The sequence below is a fragment of the Ornithinibacillus bavariensis genome (assembly GCF_018333235.1).
Lineage (GTDB): Bacteria > Bacillota > Bacilli > Bacillales > Amphibacillaceae > Ornithinibacillus > Ornithinibacillus bavariensis.
Genome location: NZ_BORP01000001.1, coordinates 1037210 through 1055040, shown reverse-complemented (window position 1 = coordinate 1055040; position 17831 = coordinate 1037210). Strand labels below are relative to the sequence as shown.

The window sequence follows — 17831 nt, the reverse complement described above, 5'->3', positions numbered from 1 at the left end:
TGCTCACCTGTTTGTGATATAATTCGCTTGAAAGAGGTGAGACAACTTGATCGGTGAAAAAATAAAACTATTACGGCAGGAACGCAAGATGTCTATTTCGGAATTAGCAGAGAAAGCAAATGTTGCAAAGTCCTACTTAAGTTCTATTGAACGAAACCTCCAATCCAATCCATCGATCCAGTTTATTGAGAAGATTAGTTTTGTATTAGGTGTCTCTGTTAATGAACTTGTTAATGCCGATGCAAATGAAGGACTAGAAGAATTAGATGGGGAATGGCTTCAAATAGTGAAGGAAGCTATGGAATCAGGTGTATCAAAGGAGCAATTTAAAGAATATCTTGAATTTAATAAATGGAGAAATGAACAACGAAACTAGACCGTAGGAGACTACGGTTTTTTACTGCCAGAAAAAAGTATTGAAGAAATACGAATTCATATTTTATGGACAAGCAATAAACAGTTTTTCTAGAGGTTATTACATCACTCAATTGGAAATCGAATCGTTTTGTTTCCTTACGACATATGCTACTACAAATGGATATATTCTAAGCTAATATCAAATTAACGCCTCCTTTTGGGGATGTATAACAACGAATATAATAATATAGCAGGTTCACTATATATCATTGTCTAAGTAATAATGAGCGATATAAATTTGTAATGTGATTTTAAAAATGCAAATTTTAAAAATTATGATATGATAGGCTGTACAAACCAAATACTAAATCAAGGCGGTAATTAAATGGTTGAACGTGAGTTATTTAAAAATATGATGAAAAGGGTAATTGATGATACTGAAAAAAATAAGATTCGCTCATCTGATGAGTTAATTCAAACGCTTATAAAGGAAATAAACGACCAAAATATTATTACGAAAAACAAACATATTGCGAATTGACTATTGGAGGAGGGTACATTTTGGACACCCTCTAATTCTTTACATAAAAATTTCCTTGTGCTAACTTGAAATTATATAAAATAGTTAGGGAAGGGAAATTACATCAATGAATAATCAACTATCACTTTATATTAAAAATGTAACAATATATGCAGAAGACAGGATGATAGAAAATGGCGGTTTAATGATCGAAGAAGGTAGAATTTCGAAAATTTTTACTGATAAAGAAAAACCAGAGAGCTACCCTAGTCGATTTAAAATTCTTGATGGACAAGGATTAAATGTTGTCCCCGGATTTATTGATGGTCATATCCATGGAGCAAATGGTTCCGATGTTATGGATGCTACGGAAGAAGCGCTGGATCAGATAGCGAAGGTTCTACCGAAAGAGGGTACAACTAGTTTCTTGGCAACTACGATTACACAGTCTACTGAGAATATTGAACGTGCCCTTCGGAATGTTGCAAGTTACCGAAATAAGGATGGTTTTGCTGATATTATTGGGGTGCACCTGGAAGGCCCATTTATTGAGCCAAGTAAAAAAGGTGCTCAACCACTAGAGCATATTAAAAAACCAGATATTGACCTTTTCGAGAGGTGGCAAGCACTTTCCAATAATAAAATAAAGACTATTACGATGGCACCTGAGCATGATGAGGATGGCTCTTTTATTCGTCATTTAGCGGATGCAGGAGTAAATGTGTCTGCTGGTCATACGGGAACAGATTTTGCTGGCATGAAAGAAGCAGTATCACGCGGAGTTCGACAAGTTACTCATTTATGTAATGCTATGTCAGGAATACATCATCGTGATATTGGAGTTGTTGGTGCAGCTTTTCTATTAGAGGAACTACGTGCAGAATTAATTGCGGATGGTATTCATGTTGCACCTGAAATGCTTCAACTAATTTATGAAAATGTAGGTAGTGAACGTTTAATTTTAATTACTGATGCGATGCGTGCTAAATGTCTACAGGCAGGGAACTATGATCTTGGTGGCCAAAATGTTTTCGTAGATGGGATTCGAGCTGTTCTGGAAGATGGAACTCTAGCAGGTAGCATTTTGAAAATGGGTAATGGCGTAAAGCAAATGTTAAAACTTGATGGCGTATCGTTTGAGGATGTTATAGCCATGGCTAGTATGAATCCCGCTAAACAAATAGGTGTCTTTGATAGAAAAGGTAGTATAAAAATTGGAAAAGATGCCGATTTATTAGTTGTAGACGATCAATTTACTATAAAATATACATTGTGTCGTGGAACAATTGCGTATGAAGGAGAGGAATAAAATGAATATTATCTCTGTGAAAGACTACCAGGAAATGAGTAAAAAGGCTAGTGAGATAGTCGTGAAAACAGTAAAAGAATTGGAAAAGCCAGTACTAGGACTTGCTACAGGCTCTACACCGGAAGGACTTTACCAATGCTTGATTGAGAACAATAAAGATAAACAAGTCTCTTTTCAGAATGTGACAACCTTTAATTTGGATGAATATGTTGGTCTAGCTGCCAATGATCCAAATAGTTACCGATATTTTATGGATGAAAAGCTCTTCAATCATATCGATATTAGCAAAGAAAACACATTTGTACCGAATGGGGTTGCTGCTAAATTAGAAGAAGAATGTGCTTCCTATGAGGAGTTAATACGTTCTCATGGGTCGATTGATTTGCAAATTCTTGGAATAGGGCTTAATGGTCATATTGGATTTAATGAACCTGGTACACCATTTACAAGTCGTACTCATATTGTTGAGCTAGATGAATCTACTCGAAGTGCGAATGCTCGATTTTTTGCATCCATGGATGAGGTACCAACACAAGCTATTACTACAGGCATTGAAACGATTATGGAAAGCAAGAAAATAGTCTTGTTAGTTTCTGGTGAGAATAAGGCGGATGCCATAGCAAGATTGGTGAATGGTGAAGTATCTGAAGATTTTCCAGCTTCGATATTACAAAAACATCAAGATGTTACGATTATTGCTGATGAGGCAGCACTTTCTAAATTAAATTAGCATATTGGGAAAACTGGCACCATACGGTTGCCAGTTTTTTGTAAGTATAGAAGATGGCTGCTTTTTCTACTCTCTATTCTTTTGTACTTTCTACTGGAATTTCGATATATTTTACTTCTAATGGTAGAACGGTTGCTTTCGCATTTGAGAGGTTGATGATCCACTCTTCGAAATTGTTTTCGGTACCAGCTTCTACATAAACGATAAATTCAACGTTTTCTAAGTAGTTTATGGTTTCTACTATATGCTCAGAATTTCTTAGTTCATTTTCAAATTTTCCTAAAAGAGAATAGTCTACTGTCACAGAAAAACCTTTCATTAATTGGCGCTTGACAATTCCAACCGCCTTTAAGGCTTCAGTTGTTGAGCTTCCATAGGCGCGTATTAGTCCACCAGCACCAAGCTTAATTCCTCCAAAATATCGTGTGACAACTACAGCTGTGTCTTTAAGATGTTGCTTTTTTAGAACCTCTAGAATAGGTACTCCAGCTGTTCCACTTGGCTCACCATCGTCATTTGCTTTTTGGATTTGATCATGTTCACCAATAATATATGCCGAACAATTATGAGTAGCATCATGGTATTTCTTTTTCATACCTTGAATAAATTGCTGTGCTTCGGTTTCCGATTCAACTCGCTTGATAGTGCCAATGAACCTAGACTTTTGAATGACTATTTCATGGGAGCCGGAATCTTGATTGACTGTAAAATAGCTAGATAACATGGCTTTTCCCCCTCTAGAGATTGTTTTAGTATATAATAAGTAAAAAGAAGGTTTGAGTAAAGTAAATAATGGGTAGAAGTAACTAACAAATATTGATAAAATAGTATCAAATGAAGAATTTTTAGGAAATATTTCTTTAAAACCCTATAAAAATAAAGATTGAGCACGTATAATTATACCATAGGTTGGTGAGTGCTAATGGTAGTGAAAACTAGGGAAAAAGATTTAGATTACATACTTGATGAAATGGTTGACGTTGTTGAGAATAGTAAAGACGAAATATTTAATATTAGTGAAGAAGCTCGTTCCGAACATGAACAATTGCTACGTGAGCTAGAATATACAAAGGCGAAAGTGCTACAGTATATTGAAGACGGTGACAAGCTTGAACATAATGTTCGCTATTCAAGAAGACGTTTATCTGAGGTCAGTAAATACTTTGATCGCTACACGGAAGATGAGATACGGGAAGTCTATGAATCTACTCATGAGCTACAAACTAAACTAGCAGTGCTTAGGCAAGAAGAGAGAATATTGCGTACTAAACGAGATGAACTTGAAAGAAGACTACAGAATTTAGAACATACGATTAGACGCGCGGAGAACCTTGCAAATAAAATAGCAGTAATATTAACTTACTTAACAGATGACTTTAGACAAGTAAATGAAATGATTGAAGAAGCCAAAGAAAAGCAAGAATTTGGATTGAAAATAATCGAAGCTCAGGAAGAGGAAAGAAAACGTATTTCCAGAGAAATTCATGATGGTCCTGCGCAAATGCTAGCCAATATATTACTGAGGTCTGAACTAGTTGATCGTACTTTCCGTGAAGGCAGTCCAGAAGATGCACTAGAGGAAATCAAAAATGTTCGTAAGATGGTACGTGGCTCTCTATATGAGGTTAGACGTATTATCTATGATTTAAGACCAATGGCGTTAGATGATTTGGGGCTTATACCAACTATTAAAAAATATATTTCGACAACAGCTGAGTACAATAATGTTAAAATAGATTTTAAATCTATCGGTGAGGTAAAAAGATTAAATCAAAAGTACGAGATTGCATTTTTTAGATTAGCTCAAGAAGCGATTCAAAATGCAATCAAACATGCAGAAGCAACATTAATTAGTGTAAAGATAGAAATTTGTACACGAAATTTAAATTTAATCATTCAGGATAATGGAAAAGGCTTTGATCCTACGATTAAACGAGATAAGTCGTTTGGATTGATGGGGATGCGCGAGCGTGTTGAAATGTTCGATGGCGTGATGGAAATAGACTCTGCTATCGGAAAAGGAACGAAGATCATTATCCAAGTTCCCCATAAGCGGGCACTTGTTTAATATAATAGAGAGAGAAAGTCGGTCTATCATTTGAACGTAATAGGGGAAATAGATATAGATTAAGATATTACGTATTGGGGAGGAATTGTCATGAATTTGGATACTACCATATCGATTGTACTAATTGATGATCATAAGCTTTTTCGTGAAGGGGTTAAACGTATTTTGGAATTTGAGCCATCCTTCAATGTAGTTGCAGAAGGTGACGACGGCATTATGGCTTCACAGCTAGTTAAGGAATATAATCCTGATGTTGTACTAATGGATATAAATATGCCGAATATGAATGGTGTACAGGCAACAGCAGAGTTAGTTCGTAATTTCCCAAAATCAAAGGTTATTATTTTATCGATTCATGATGATGAAAGCTATGTAACCCATGCATTAAAGACAGGTGCTCAAGGCTATTTATTAAAAGAAATGGATTCTAATTCACTTATTGAGGCTATCAAGGTTGTAAGTGAAGGTGGTTCATATCTTCATCCTAAAGTTACACATAATCTAGTTCAGGAATACCGACGACTTGCAAAAGAAGCAATTACAGTTGGTGGAGGAAGCCGTGTTGAATACCATCGTCCACTGCATTTGCTAACGAAGCGTGAATGTGAAGTGCTACAACTCTTAGCAGATGGAAAAAGTAACCGTGCCGTGGCAGAAGCTCTTTACATAAGTGAAAAAACGGTTAAGAACCATGTGAGCAATATTTTACAAAAGATGAATGTAAATGATCGCACACAAGCGGTCGTTTCCGCTATACGTAAAGGGTGGGTTGAAGTACTATAAGCACATAAATAGAGGCAAGAATCTTGTACCTCACCAGGAATAGGAGGGACTGATTCTTGCCTCTATTTTATTGTAAAGGTGGTCTTTATGTTAGCGTTTATTTTTCTATTGATTTTTCCACCAATGTTATAATACCCTTCCAATTATAGGGGAATGGGAGATTGCTTAATGTTGTGTAATTATACTTAACGATAAGACTTTCCCACTTAGGAGGGTGCATTTTTTATAACATTCATGTAAAATATAAAGAAGCATGCTTGAAACAACAGTTAAATAAATAGAGAAAGGAAGGTATTCATGAAGGTTGCTGTAATGACAGACAGCACGGCGTATATCCCGGTGGATATGCGGAACGCTTATGGAATACATATGATTCCTCTTAGTGTTAACTTTGAGGACGAAACCTATCAAGAGGAAGTCGACATTACAACAGAGGAATTCTACCAAAAAATTAAAAATGTGAAAGAGCTTCCGACGACTTCACAGCCTGCTATCGGACTAATTACGGAAAAATTAGAGGAACTAAGTGAAGAATTCGATGCAGTAGTATCCATTCATTTATCGAGTGGTATTAGTGGAACATATCAAGCAGTAGTTAGTGCAGGGGATATGGTTGAGGGAATCAAGGTCTTTGCGTTTGATTCCGAAATAAGCTGTATGGCACAAGGGTTTTATGCGCTAGAGGCTGCTGAAATGGCAAAGGAAAACAAATCGCCTGAAGAGATAATGGAACGTCTAAATGAAATTAAAAAGACGATGCATGGTTATTTTGTTGTGGATGATTTAACTAATCTTCATCGTGGAGGAAGACTGAACGGTGCACAGGCAATTATAGGAAGTCTTCTGCAAGTAAAGCCTGTTCTTCATTTTGTAGATAAAGTGATTGTTCCTTTTGAAAAAATTCGCACGCGCAAAAAAGCTATTAATCGAGTTATGGGTATGCTGGAGGAAGATGCTAGAGAAGGCAAGATTGCAAAGGTAGTTTTTGTACATGCTAACCATGAACAAGATGCGTTGGATCTACGAGATGAATTTCTGCAAAAATATCCAGATACAGAAGCATTAATTAGTTATTTTGGTCCGGTTATTGGTACCCATGTTGGGGAAGGTGCAATCGGAGTTTGTTGGTACTATAAATAAGCAATTATAATTTATTATTATTCTGTTTGACTGTCAGTTTAAAAACCTGGCAGTCAACTATTATTTTGGAAAGTGAGTGAGATAATGTCCCCACCGAATAATATCCCATATATTCCATCAAGGTTAGATTCAAAGGTTTTATATGAATATGCTGGTAAACTGTTACTTGCGAAAGAGCTTCCTCTTAATACTCCACTATTGCAGGAAAACTTCACGAAGATTCCTTCTATCAAACGTACTCTTTTTTATCAAGAATGTCTTCGTTGTGGCAATCGTCAATCCCACCTATTTGGAAAAATTCCCTGTGCAGGCTGTAATAAAATACATTCCTATTGTCGTAATTGTATCGAGATGGGTAGAGTGCTAGAATGTGAGCCACTTTATTATTGGATAGGCAAAGAGCCCATCTGGCCCGTTTTCGATTCTCCTTTAACTTGGAGGGGGACCTTATCAAAATACCAACTAGAAGCCTCCAAGCGTATTGTACAAGCCGTTAATCGTCTTGAGAAGGAACTCCTCATATGGGCAGTTTGTGGATCTGGAAAAACAGAGATGCTGTTTCATGGGATTGAAGCAGGTCTAAAACAAGGAAAAAGAATTTGTATTGCAACACCTAGGGCAGATGTAGTTCGGGAATTAAAGCCACGGGTTCAGGCTGCATTTCAAGAGGTGCCTGTTCAGGCCTTATTTGCTGGAAGTGATGAAAGAGCGGGGTCAGCACCAGTAATTATAGCCACTACCCATCAACTTTTACGATACGTTAAGACATTTGATATCATGATTATCGACGAGGTAGATGCTTTTCCCTATCATCATGATTCTACGCTTCTATTCGCTGTTAACCGGGCAAAAAAAGAAAAAAGTACAACGATATATCTAACTGCAACTCCACGAAAAAATCTTCAGATGAAAGTAGCCTTCCACAGATTACCACATATATTTGTACCCGTTCGATACCATGGGAAGCCATTGCCAGTCCCAAAGCTTAGGTTATGTTTTTCCCTAAAAAAAGATTTAAAACAAAACCAGATACCAGAAATATTGAAAGAATGGTTAACGTTAAGGGCGAATCCTAACCGCCAGGTGCTTATTTTTGTTCCAACCATTTCATTAGCGAATGCTTTTGCGGAAAAGCACGAGGAATTTCAACAACTAGGTTTTATTTCGATAACATCTGTTCATTCGGAAGATCCTTTACGTATTGAAAAGATTAATCAATTCCGTTCTAGAGAAATTGACCTTCTTGTGACAACGACAATATTAGAAAGAGGCGTTACATTTCCATCCGTAGATGTCATTATTGTGGATGCCGGACATACTGTTTTTGATGAAGCTGCACTAGTACAGATTGCTGGTAGGGCAGGAAGAAGTTCCGCTGACCCTACTGGAGAAGTAATTTTCCTTCATGATGGCAAAACGGAAGCTATGGCTAGTGCTGTTCGTTCTATTGAAATGATGAACAGGAGAGGGGGATTTTGATTATGAATTGTCTTTGGTGTCATGAAGCGATAATCTTAGATGTAAATTGGTTGAATATACTAATTCCATCTGTACCTCGTAATCTATGTGATACATGTGCAAGCAATCTTGAAAAAATTAATGGAAAACGTTGTAGAAAATGTAGTAGAATAGCCAATATCGAAGTATGTGAGGATTGTACCAAATGGGAAAAGTATTATCAGGGTTATGATGTACTTGAATTTAATTATTCTATTTTCCAGTATAATGAACATATCAAAAAAATCATTGCCAAGTGGAAATATCGTGGTGATTACGAACTAGGAAACATCTTCAATGAGACATTTAAACAAGAGTTTGTAAAAAAATTTAGTCATCTTAAGAATGCGGTAGTAGTCCCAATCCCTCTAAGTAGAGAAAGATTAGAAGAGCGATGTTTCAATCAGGCTGAAATGCTCGCTGACTTCCTGCAAATTCCTAAAGTGGATATTTTAACAAGAGTTCACGGGGAGAAACAGTCAAAAAAGACACGACAAGAGCGGATAATTTCAAAGAATCCGTTTTCTATCCAACAAAATCTAAACAAATATGCTATTCTTGTCGATGATATATATACAACAGGTACAACATTGCGCCACGCAGCTAAGCTATTACAAATGAATGGCTGTCCAAGGGTGTTTTCGTATACATTAGTACGAGGGTAAGAATTCATGTTATCAATTAATTTGTTAAAGAGGAGAAGCGAAAATGGCGGATTTAGCAAATTGCTCACGATGTGGAAAGGTTTTTGTGAAACATTTACGAGACGTATGCCAAGATTGTTATAAAAAGGAAGAAGCCGATTTTCAAATCGTATATGCTTTTTTAAAGCAACAGAAAAATAGAGAAGCCACATTAATGGAAGTGGTTGAGGCAACTGGTGTAGAGGAAACGCTTATTACAAAGTTCATTAAGGAACGCCGCCTGCGTACATCAATGTTCCCAAAATTAGGGTATCCATGTGAAAAATGTGGATCTACTATTGTAACTGGTAAACTTTGTGGAAACTGTGCAAATGAAATTCAGCAGGATTTAACTATGCTAAAGGAAATTGAAAAAGTAAACGCACGAAATAAAGAGGTTGAGTCCAAAAAAGAAATTTATTACGCAATTGATAAACATCGTAGATAAATGCTACAGAAAAGTGAAAACCTGTCGATATTAATTATAGAACGATGTACGAATAGAAATTTTTGTTTGAAATAGAGGTGATCTCATGAAAATTAATGGTCCAAATCAAGCAAATTTTAATCCATATAAAAACCAAATTCAAAAACAAGCGGAATATAAAAAAGCACTAAAGCAGCAGGACCAATTAGAAATCTCGTCACAGGCATTAAAGCTACAAGAGAATACGAAATCCAATGCGAAGCGAGATGCTTATGTACAGGAAATTAAGAACCGTATTGAAACTGGTGAATATGAAATTAATTACGAAAAAACAGCACAGAAAATGATTGATTTTTGGTCAAGATATTAGGAGGAGGACGGCACTCGTGTCCGTAATTTCGATTATAGATAAGCTAGAACAGTTGGTGGAAATTCATCAACAATTAATCCAGTTTTCATTGGAAAAAACAACGATAGTAAAAAATGGTGAAGTTGACAAACTACAGTCACATTTAGTCAAAGAGCGTAAACTTGTTCAGCAACTAGAAAAGGCAGAAGCAGCACGGGAAAAAGAAGTGGAAAAGTGGTTTATCGATAATGGGCTGTCACTAGATGATACTACTATTACTACTATGTTACAGCATTTACAAGATGAGGGAGAACAGCAAGCACTTGAAGCAAGTGCAGTACGTTTAGCAGAGGCACTCATCAACTTAAAACAACAAGAACAGTTAAATGTTGCATTAATTCAGCAATCCATGCAATTTGTTCAGCTTTCTATTGATTTATTAAGTCCGTCCTTAGCAAATATTAACTACAGTAATAAAACAGATATGGACAAATCATCAGCGAATCGTTCTCTTTTCGATTCGAAGGCATAAATGATAAGACGTTTTGAGAAGGAGATAATCAATGAGTACATTCCATGGTTTAGAAATGGCGAAGCAAGCGCTATTTGCCCAACAATCTGCACTATATACAACTGGTCATAATATTTCAAATGCAAATACGGAAGGGTATACTAGACAGCGTGTTAATTTTGAAACTTTACCAGCATACCCTGCGGGATCACGTAATCGTCCACAAATACCCGGACAAATTGGTCAAGGTGTTCAGGCTGGAACAGTGGAACGTATTCGTGATAGTTTTCTAGATTTACAATTTCGCGCGGAAAATAGTAAGAATGGCTACTGGCAAACCATGGCTGATTCCCTTTATCGTATGGAAAGTTTACTTAATGAACCATCTAATAGTGGATTAGCCAATACGATGGATAAGCTTTGGCAATCACTTCAAGATTTAGGAGTAAACCCAGATAGTAGTGCAACTAGATCAGTAGTTGTTCAGCGGGGGCAAGCTGTAGCAGATACATTCAATTATATAAGAAATAATCTTGAAAAGATGCAATCAGATACTCGAAAGCAAATCGATGTAACCATTGACGATGCAAACTCAATTTTAAGGCGCATTAATGACTTGAATGAACAAATTAAAAGAGTGGAACCTCATGGTTTACTTCCTAATGATTTGTACGATGAGCGTGATATGTTGATTGATAAACTTTCAGGGATTGTAAATATAAAGGTAGAACGAGTAAAAAGTGCTGAGAGTTCACTAGATATTGCTGGTGGACTAGCTAAGATTACATTAGTGAATGATGATGGAACAACTGTAGATTTGGTAAGTCCATTAGATGACCCTAGTTATAAACAGTTTTATTTAGATGATACTGCTACAGATGTGAACCAGATTAAAATTGGTGTAGCTGGTAATTATAATGAAAACTTTGTAGCATCTTCTACTAATGGTTCATTAAGTTCTTTATTAAAAGTCTATGGAAATCAGGAAGTTTCTTTTGCAAATGTACAAGAAGATATGAATAAACTGGCAAGAGAATTTGTAGACGAATTTAATAGAGTTCATACATTAGGCTTTGATTTCAATGGAGATCCAGGTCAAGCATTTTTTGAATTTGATAGTCAAGGTAATATGGTGGTCTCTTCAGCTATAGTTGATAATCCAAATTTAATTGCCGCTAGTGATGATGCAAATGCAAAAGGTAATGGTAAAAATGCATTGAATTTAGCTAATGTATTTGAAAATAAACTAGGCGGTCTCGATAACACTTCCATTAAAGACTTTTTCGAGGGATTAATTGGAAGGCTTGGAGTCGCCGCACAAGAAGCAAATCGAATGGCTGCAAATACTGAAGTATTAAAGTCACAGGTTGAGGTACAGCGTATGTCAGTTAGCTCTGTTTCACTAGATGAAGAGATGACGAACATGATTAGATTTCAACATGCATATAATGCGGCTGCAAGAAGCATGACTGCAATGGATGAGATTCTTGATAAAATTATTAACAGTATGGGAATTGTTGGGAGGTAGGATGTAGATGCGTGTAACACAGTCTATGTTATCAAATAGCATGCTAACTAATCTATCGAATAGCTACAAAAACCTAGGTACATATATGGACCAGCTTACAACAGGCAAAAAAATTAACCGTCCATCAGATGACCCAGTAGTTGCAGTTAAAGGGATGGATTATCGAAGCCAGGTATTACAAGTAGAACAATATAAGCGTAATACAAGTGAAGTGCATAATTGGATGGATAATACAGATGATGCACTTGACCAAGCTACTAAAGCGCTTCAACGTATTAGAGAGCTTACAGTTCAAGCAAGTAACGACACATACGATGAAACGGAAAGAAAAAATATAAAAGAAGAAATCGAGCAATTAAAACAACATTTAGTTGATATCGCTAACACGAAGGTAAATGATAGATATATATTTAATGGAACACAAACAGACACACCACCAATTACTGATCCAGATAACATAACAGGCTTCAATCAAAGTCCTGTGAATATTGAAGTTTCTTCAGGAATACAAATTCAGGCAAATGTCAATGCAGAAAATATTTTTGGACCTAGTAGTAATCTTTTTAACAATATCGATGATCTACTTGGTGCTTTAGATTCTGACGATCAAAGTGCTATTCAAGCAAGTATCGATGCAATCGATGGGAATATTAATAATGTCCTAAACGCTCGTGCGGATCTTGGTGCAAGAATGAATCGTCTAGACTTAATAGAAAACCGTTTAGATTCACAGGAGATTTCTGCTACAGATATGATGTCTAAAAATGAAGACATCGATTATGAAAAGGTAATTACACAATTGATTACCCAAGAAAGTATCCATCGTGCAGCATTATCAGCTGGATCACGAATTATTCAGCCAACATTATTAGATTTTCTACGTTAATTTGACCCTGGCCCGAATTAGGGTTCAGGGATTTTTCTTTATAGGGGGATTGGGATGGAGCTACCTCAAATTCGAATGCAATCTCAAATGGCAAAAATCTATATGGTTTCTCAACCAGCCAGACAAGCGATTAGACAACCAAAAGCAGATTTATCCATTCAGCAGCCACATGCAGAAATTTCGATGAGGACTATCCCAGCGAAATTAACCATTGATCAAACACAGGCATGGGAAGAAATGAATTTACTATCTGTGGAACGGTTAAATGAAAAATATGCCCAGGATGGAAAACAGGCTGTTTTAGAGGGAATAGGGAGAAGGTCTTCCCAAGGTACGGAACTTATGAAAATTGAAAACAAGGGTAAACCTTTAATAAGTCAGTCGTTCCAAAATGCATATGAGCCGATGCGGGAATTAGGAATTAAGTTTGTACCATCTCCGTTTTCAGTAAAAACTCATTATCAACCATCTAATGTTGAGATAGATATACAACCTAAAAAGCCGATTATTCATGCTCAATCAAACAAACCGGAAGTCACTTATGTCCCAGGTTCTGTTGATATATCTATGGCACAATATCAGAGCTTAGAGATAGACTTTATTAATCTGTTTCCGGAAGAAAAATAATTATATGTTAGGGTGACAGATATGAACATACAAACGAAATACTTAGGTGAAGTTACAATTGATGATGAAATGATTATTCACTTTCCAGGAGGAATACCTGGATTTTTGGAACAGTCCGAATTTGTGCTGTTAGATATACCAGGAAATCCAGTCTTTCAGTTTTTACAATCAGTAAATACAGTTCCATTAGCTTTCGTTGTAACAAATCCATACCATTTTTATCAGGACTATTCTTTTGAACTAGATGAGGGGACATTAGAGTCACTACAAATTAAAAGTGTGAACGATGTTTTAATAGTAAGTATTGTTACACTGAAGGATCCATTTGAGACAAGTACAATCAATTTAAAAGCACCTCTAGTCATTAATCAAAAGAAAATGCTTGGTAAACAATATATACTTAACACGGATGTATATCCAAGTAAGGCTTCGATTAAACCTACTGTTGGGAAAGGGGTATAGTGATGCTAGTACTTACACGTAAACTTGATGAAGCAATCCAAGTAGGGGATGAAATAGAAATAAAAGTGCTGGCAATAGAAGGAGATCAAATTAAACTTGGAATTAATGCCCCAAAGTCAGTAGAGATTTATCGTAAGGAAATTTATCAAGATATTCAAAATCAAAATAATGAAGCGGCAAATATGCCTTTCGATTTATTAAAAATACTAAAGAAAAATGGATAGAGTAGACCATATCTATCACTAAACTTTTTGGTTTTTATGCCGATAATAAAAAAAAATGTTTGTAAGGGGTGAATTGGATGCGAGTTGATTCGTTTTCAGTTGGAATAGAGACCTTGCAAAACAGCAACAGCGATAGATTACTAACAGAGAATAGAACTGTTGTGCAAGATTCATACCAAATACAAGAAGGTAATACTAAAGAAGTAACCGTTTCAAAGGTGGAAACGGCCATAAAAAAAATGAATGACTTTATTGAACCATTAGAAACAAATCTAAAATTCCAATTTCATGAGGAGCTTCATGAGTATTATGTTGCGATAGTGAATCCAATTACAAATGAGGTAATTAAAGAAATACCTCCTAAGAAAATGTTGGATATGTATGCGGCTATGGCAGACTATATGGGTTTTTTGATTGATAAAAAGATTTAAAGAGGTGAGTTAAATTGGTAATGCGTGTAGGTGGATTAGCGTCCGGTATAAATACAGATGAGTTAATAGAAAAATTAATGTCAGCAGAAAGACTGCCTCTTGACCGAATGCAGCAGAGTCGTACCCTTTTAGAGTGGCAACGTGATGGATTTAGAGAAATCTATCAAAAAATGTATGACATGGATACGAATATGTTTTTAAACATGAAAATGAGTAGTACATATAAGCCAAAATTTGTTAGCTCTTCTATGGAGAATGCAGTTACAGCTACGGCTAATTCTAGTGCTTCTAATGGGACTTACAGTATTCAGGTAAACAAGCTAGCTACAGCAGCAATCAATTCTAGTGAAAGCAGTATCGTTAAGCCTGGGGAAACGTTTGATCCGAGTAAGCCATTAAGTGAGCAGAAAGCTAATCTCGTGAATGGTGATGCTTTTGCTCCTGGAGATTACGAATTTTATACATGGAATGAAAAGGGAGAAAAGCAAACACATAAATTTTCAATTGCTGAGGGCGATTCGTTAAATAATGTGTTAAAGAAAATTTCTGCCGATGGTGATGTAAGAGCTTTATATGATAATACTTCAGGTCGAATTATTTTAGAATCTACCAAAACGGGAAACAATAATACTACTACAGAATTTGGTGGGGCTGAAATCGGATTTGATAGTACTTCTAATAGCTTTTTTACAGATGTATTAGGGCTTAAAGTTGACCAGGAGAAGGGTGGAGAAGACGCTGAGTTTGTTTATAATGGTCTCACCCTTACTTCAAAATCTAATAGCTATAAATTAGGAGAAATAACGTTTGAATTTAAAAATGTTACCAACGGTCAAAACGTGAATTTAACAGTCAGCAATGATGTCGATGCCGCATTTGACGCCATCAAGAATTTTGTTGACAAATATAACGAAATAGTTGAAATGATCAATAAGACACAAACAGAAGAAAGATATCGTGACTATAAGCCATTAACAGATCTTCAGAAAAAGGGAATGGAAGATAGGGAAATCCAGCTATGGGAAGAAAAAGCAAAAAGTGGAATTCTACGTGGTGATTCAATTTTATCTTCTGGTCTCTTTGATATGCGACAATCATGGTTCTCCAAGATTGAAACAGGTGGGGAAATCACTTCGATTACGCAAGTAGGTATAAAAACATCAGCCGATTATATGAATGGTGGAAAGCTTGTAATTGACGAGGAGAAACTGAAAGAAGCTTTAAGAAATGACCCTGAGGGAGTTTATAAGTTATTCTCTAATAATACGGAAGATAAAAATGATAAGAGCCGTGGATTAATTAATCGATTAGAAGATTCCATCGAATCAACAATGAAAAAAATCGAAGAACGTGCCGGTAAAACTACGAGTACACTTGAAAATTATACCTTAGGAAAGAGTATCAAGGATCTTAATACTAGAATATCTGATTTTGAGGATCGTTTATTACGGATTGAGAGTCGATATTGGAGACAATTCAGTGCAATGGAACAAGCTATTGCGCGTTTAAACAATCAATCGTCTCAGTTACTTTCCCAATTTGGCGGTGGAATGTAAATCCAATAAATGATAAAGGAGTTTTACCAAATGGCTATTAATAAACCATTTCAGGCATACCAGAATAATGCAGTTAATACTGCAACTGGCGGGGAATTGACCCTTATGCTTTATAACGGCTGTTTAAAATTTATCAAGCATGCTCAGAAGGATATACAAGACAAAAATATGGAAGCAAAAAATACCAATATCCAAAAGGCACAAGCAATTATCCAAGAATTAATGCTTACGCTAGACCAAGAGGTAGATATTTCACAGCAAATCTTGCCTTTATACGATTATATGTACCGCCGTCTAATGGAAGCAAATATCAAGAATGATGTCGCGATTTTAGAAGAGATTCAAGGCTTTGTTGTAGAATTCAGGGATACTTGGAAACAGGTTATTCAAAAGACGAGACAAATGCAATATACACAAGGCGAGCATGTATAATGAATCGAGTTCAACCAATTTATGATATTACAATAAAAATACAGAGGATACTTGAAGGTGACATCTCTGCCAATATGCGACAAGAGGTTATTGATCAAATAAACACTCTATTGCTTGAAAGAGGTACATATATGGAGCACGCTTCTGAACCATTTACAAAAGAAGAACTGGAGCTCGGGAGAAAACTATTACCTATTAATCAAGTAATTGAAAGAAAAATGGAAGCTATTTTTGCAGAAATAAAAGATGAAATGAAGCAAGTAAAAAAACAAAAGCAATCTAATCGTAAATATATTAATCCATATGAAAATATTCATACCATAGACGGTATGTTTATGGATAAGAAGAAATAATAGATATATAGTAGATTTAAAAATGTCTTTATAGGGGAATTTCTCTTATAGAGACATTTTTAATTTACACAATAAAAATAATGAGTTATGGGACGAAACATGTCTTGATTGAAGCTTTTATGAATATTCTTCTAAGTATTTACAAAATATAAACGTTTAAGCAGGAATTTTACAGGGAAACATAGTATAATATATATAAAGATAGAAAAGGAGGACACTTTATGAAATTCAACATTCGTGGTGAGAATCTAAAGGTTACCGAGGCAATTAGGGATTACGTAGAAAAAAAGATTGGTAAGCTAGATAAGTATTTTGAGAGTAAACCTACCTCTGATGTACATGTGAATTTAAGTGTCTATAATGAAAAACAGCGTATCGAAGTAACGATACCAATGACTAGCCTTCTATTAAGAGCTGAGGAAGAGCACACTGATTTATATGCAGCAATTGATTTAGTTGTGGATAAGCTTGAACGGCAGATTAGGAAATATAAAACAAAAGTAAATCGCAAATTTCGTCAGAATGGAATTCCTAAAGGGATAGAGGACCTACAAGTTGAAGGAAATGATTTTGACGAATCTGATGATATAGAAATTGTAAGAACAAAACGTTTTGACTTAAAGCCAATGGATTCAGAAGAAGCTGTATTACAAATGGATATGCTAGGGCATGCGTTCTATGTATTCCAAAACGCTACGTCAGGGGATACGAATGTTGTATACCGACGTAAAGATGGTAGATATGGCTTGATTGAACCAAATAATTAATAACACCATCTATGGCGATCTCTTTTATGAGGTCGCCTTTGAATTGTAAACCTACATGGAATCAAGACTTATAGCATATATCTGATATTGGCATATCGAATTAAGTAGTGTTATTATTTAATATATGTAAAAAAGTAAAAAATGGTAGAAAGAGTTTCATGAATTTGTTTAGTGAACAGTATAGTACGAAT

Annotated in this window: 23 protein-coding genes; 22 read left to right on the top strand and 1 reads right to left on the bottom strand. The window is 35.7% G+C overall.

Translation table 11 applies throughout. The features are described 5' to 3' along the window. Positions 1-46: 46 nt before the first annotated feature. The 4 genes from KI338_RS05310 (at position 47) to nagB (ending at position 2916) form a co-directional block, all read left to right on the top strand. Positions 47-376, top strand: a complete 330-nt coding sequence (locus KI338_RS05310; RefSeq protein WP_212919904.1) for a helix-turn-helix domain-containing protein — start codon at positions 47-49, stop codon at positions 374-376. Positions 377-742: 366 nt separating this feature from the next. Then, positions 743-898, top strand: coding sequence for a hypothetical protein (locus KI338_RS05305; RefSeq protein ID WP_212919903.1), 156 nt, complete (start codon positions 743-745; stop codon positions 896-898). 106 nt (positions 899-1004) lie between these two features. Next, positions 1005-2186 carry an N-acetylglucosamine-6-phosphate deacetylase gene (nagA, locus tag KI338_RS05300; RefSeq protein WP_212919902.1) on the top strand — a complete coding sequence of 394 codons (1182 nt, stop codon included), beginning with the start codon at positions 1005-1007 and terminating at the stop codon, positions 2184-2186. Position 2187: 1 nt separating this feature from the next. Beyond that, positions 2188-2916, top strand: coding sequence for a glucosamine-6-phosphate deaminase (nagB, locus tag KI338_RS05295; protein WP_212919901.1), 729 nt, complete (start codon positions 2188-2190; stop codon positions 2914-2916). 73 nt (positions 2917-2989) lie between these two features. Here nagB and KI338_RS05290 read toward each other — a convergent pair whose 3' ends face one another. Further along, positions 2990-3640 (bottom strand): YigZ family protein, encoded by a 651-nt coding sequence (locus KI338_RS05290; protein ID WP_212919900.1) that lies wholly within the window; start codon positions 3638-3640, stop codon positions 2990-2992. A gap of 198 nt (positions 3641-3838) precedes the next feature. On the opposite strand from KI338_RS05290, the gene KI338_RS05285 reads away from it, so the two are divergent. From KI338_RS05285 to hpf, 18 genes are all read left to right on the top strand, one after another. Beyond that, positions 3839-4984, top strand: coding sequence for a sensor histidine kinase (locus tag KI338_RS05285; protein WP_212919899.1), 1146 nt, complete (start codon positions 3839-3841; stop codon positions 4982-4984). Between the two features lie 90 nt (positions 4985-5074). Further along, positions 5075-5767 carry a response regulator gene (locus KI338_RS05280; RefSeq protein ID WP_212919898.1) on the top strand — a complete coding sequence of 231 codons (693 nt, stop codon included), beginning with the start codon at positions 5075-5077 and terminating at the stop codon, positions 5765-5767. Between the two features lie 297 nt (positions 5768-6064). Continuing rightward, positions 6065-6907, top strand: a complete 843-nt coding sequence (gene fakB, locus KI338_RS05275; protein WP_212919897.1) for a DegV family protein — start codon at positions 6065-6067, stop codon at positions 6905-6907. 84 nt (positions 6908-6991) lie between these two features. Then, complete coding sequence (locus KI338_RS05270) at positions 6992-8386, top strand: ATP-dependent helicase ComFA (RefSeq protein ID WP_212919896.1); 1395 nt, start codon at positions 6992-6994, stop codon at positions 8384-8386. A gap of 2 nt (positions 8387-8388) precedes the next feature. After that, positions 8389-9069 (top strand): ComF family protein, encoded by a 681-nt coding sequence (locus KI338_RS05265; protein WP_212919895.1) that lies wholly within the window; start codon positions 8389-8391, stop codon positions 9067-9069. A gap of 43 nt (positions 9070-9112) precedes the next feature. Next, complete coding sequence (locus KI338_RS05260; protein WP_212919894.1) at positions 9113-9535, top strand: TIGR03826 family flagellar region protein; 423 nt, start codon at positions 9113-9115, stop codon at positions 9533-9535. 85 nt (positions 9536-9620) lie between these two features. Beyond that, positions 9621-9884, top strand: a complete 264-nt coding sequence (gene flgM / locus KI338_RS05255) for a flagellar biosynthesis anti-sigma factor FlgM (RefSeq protein WP_212919893.1) — start codon at positions 9621-9623, stop codon at positions 9882-9884. Between the two features lie 16 nt (positions 9885-9900). Further along, the gene (locus KI338_RS05250; RefSeq protein ID WP_244853354.1) at positions 9901-10395 is read left to right on the top strand and encodes a flagellar protein FlgN; all 495 of its coding nucleotides are present in this window, start codon (positions 9901-9903) and stop codon (positions 10393-10395) included. Between the two features lie 31 nt (positions 10396-10426). Beyond that, a complete protein-coding gene (flgK, locus tag KI338_RS05245; RefSeq protein ID WP_212919892.1) occupies positions 10427-11902 on the top strand; it encodes a flagellar hook-associated protein FlgK in 1476 nt (491 codons plus the stop codon). A gap of 7 nt (positions 11903-11909) precedes the next feature. Next, positions 11910-12788, top strand: a complete 879-nt coding sequence (flgL, locus tag KI338_RS05240) for a flagellar hook-associated protein FlgL (RefSeq protein WP_212919891.1) — start codon at positions 11910-11912, stop codon at positions 12786-12788. Positions 12789-12842: 54 nt separating this feature from the next. After that, a complete protein-coding gene (locus tag KI338_RS05235; RefSeq protein WP_212919890.1) occupies positions 12843-13415 on the top strand; it encodes a DUF6470 family protein in 573 nt (190 codons plus the stop codon). 21 nt (positions 13416-13436) lie between these two features. Beyond that, positions 13437-13877, top strand: coding sequence for a flagellar assembly protein FliW (gene fliW / locus KI338_RS05230; RefSeq protein WP_212919889.1), 441 nt, complete (start codon positions 13437-13439; stop codon positions 13875-13877). 2 nt (positions 13878-13879) lie between these two features. Further along, positions 13880-14101 carry a carbon storage regulator CsrA gene (csrA, locus tag KI338_RS05225; protein ID WP_212919888.1) on the top strand — a complete coding sequence of 74 codons (222 nt, stop codon included), beginning with the start codon at positions 13880-13882 and terminating at the stop codon, positions 14099-14101. A 77-nt stretch (positions 14102-14178) separates the two neighbouring features. Further along, on the top strand, positions 14179-14532 hold the full coding sequence (flaG, locus tag KI338_RS05220) for a flagellar protein FlaG (RefSeq protein WP_212919887.1): 354 nt from the start codon (positions 14179-14181) through the stop codon (positions 14530-14532). 20 nt (positions 14533-14552) lie between these two features. Next, positions 14553-16088, top strand: coding sequence for a flagellar hook-associated protein 2 (locus KI338_RS05215; protein WP_212920056.1), 1536 nt, complete (start codon positions 14553-14555; stop codon positions 16086-16088). A gap of 30 nt (positions 16089-16118) precedes the next feature. Further along, positions 16119-16520 carry a flagellar export chaperone FliS gene (fliS, locus tag KI338_RS05210; protein ID WP_212919886.1) on the top strand — a complete coding sequence of 134 codons (402 nt, stop codon included), beginning with the start codon at positions 16119-16121 and terminating at the stop codon, positions 16518-16520. Then, positions 16520-16873: a flagellar protein FliT gene (gene fliT / locus KI338_RS05205; protein ID WP_212919885.1), complete on the top strand. Its 354-nt coding sequence runs from the start codon at positions 16520-16522 to the stop codon at positions 16871-16873. Before fliS ends, fliT begins: the two co-directional genes overlap by 1 nt. Before the next feature lie 221 nt (positions 16874-17094). Beyond that, positions 17095-17640 carry a ribosome hibernation-promoting factor, HPF/YfiA family gene (hpf, locus tag KI338_RS05200; protein WP_212919884.1) on the top strand — a complete coding sequence of 182 codons (546 nt, stop codon included), beginning with the start codon at positions 17095-17097 and terminating at the stop codon, positions 17638-17640. Positions 17641-17831 lie beyond the last annotated feature (191 nt).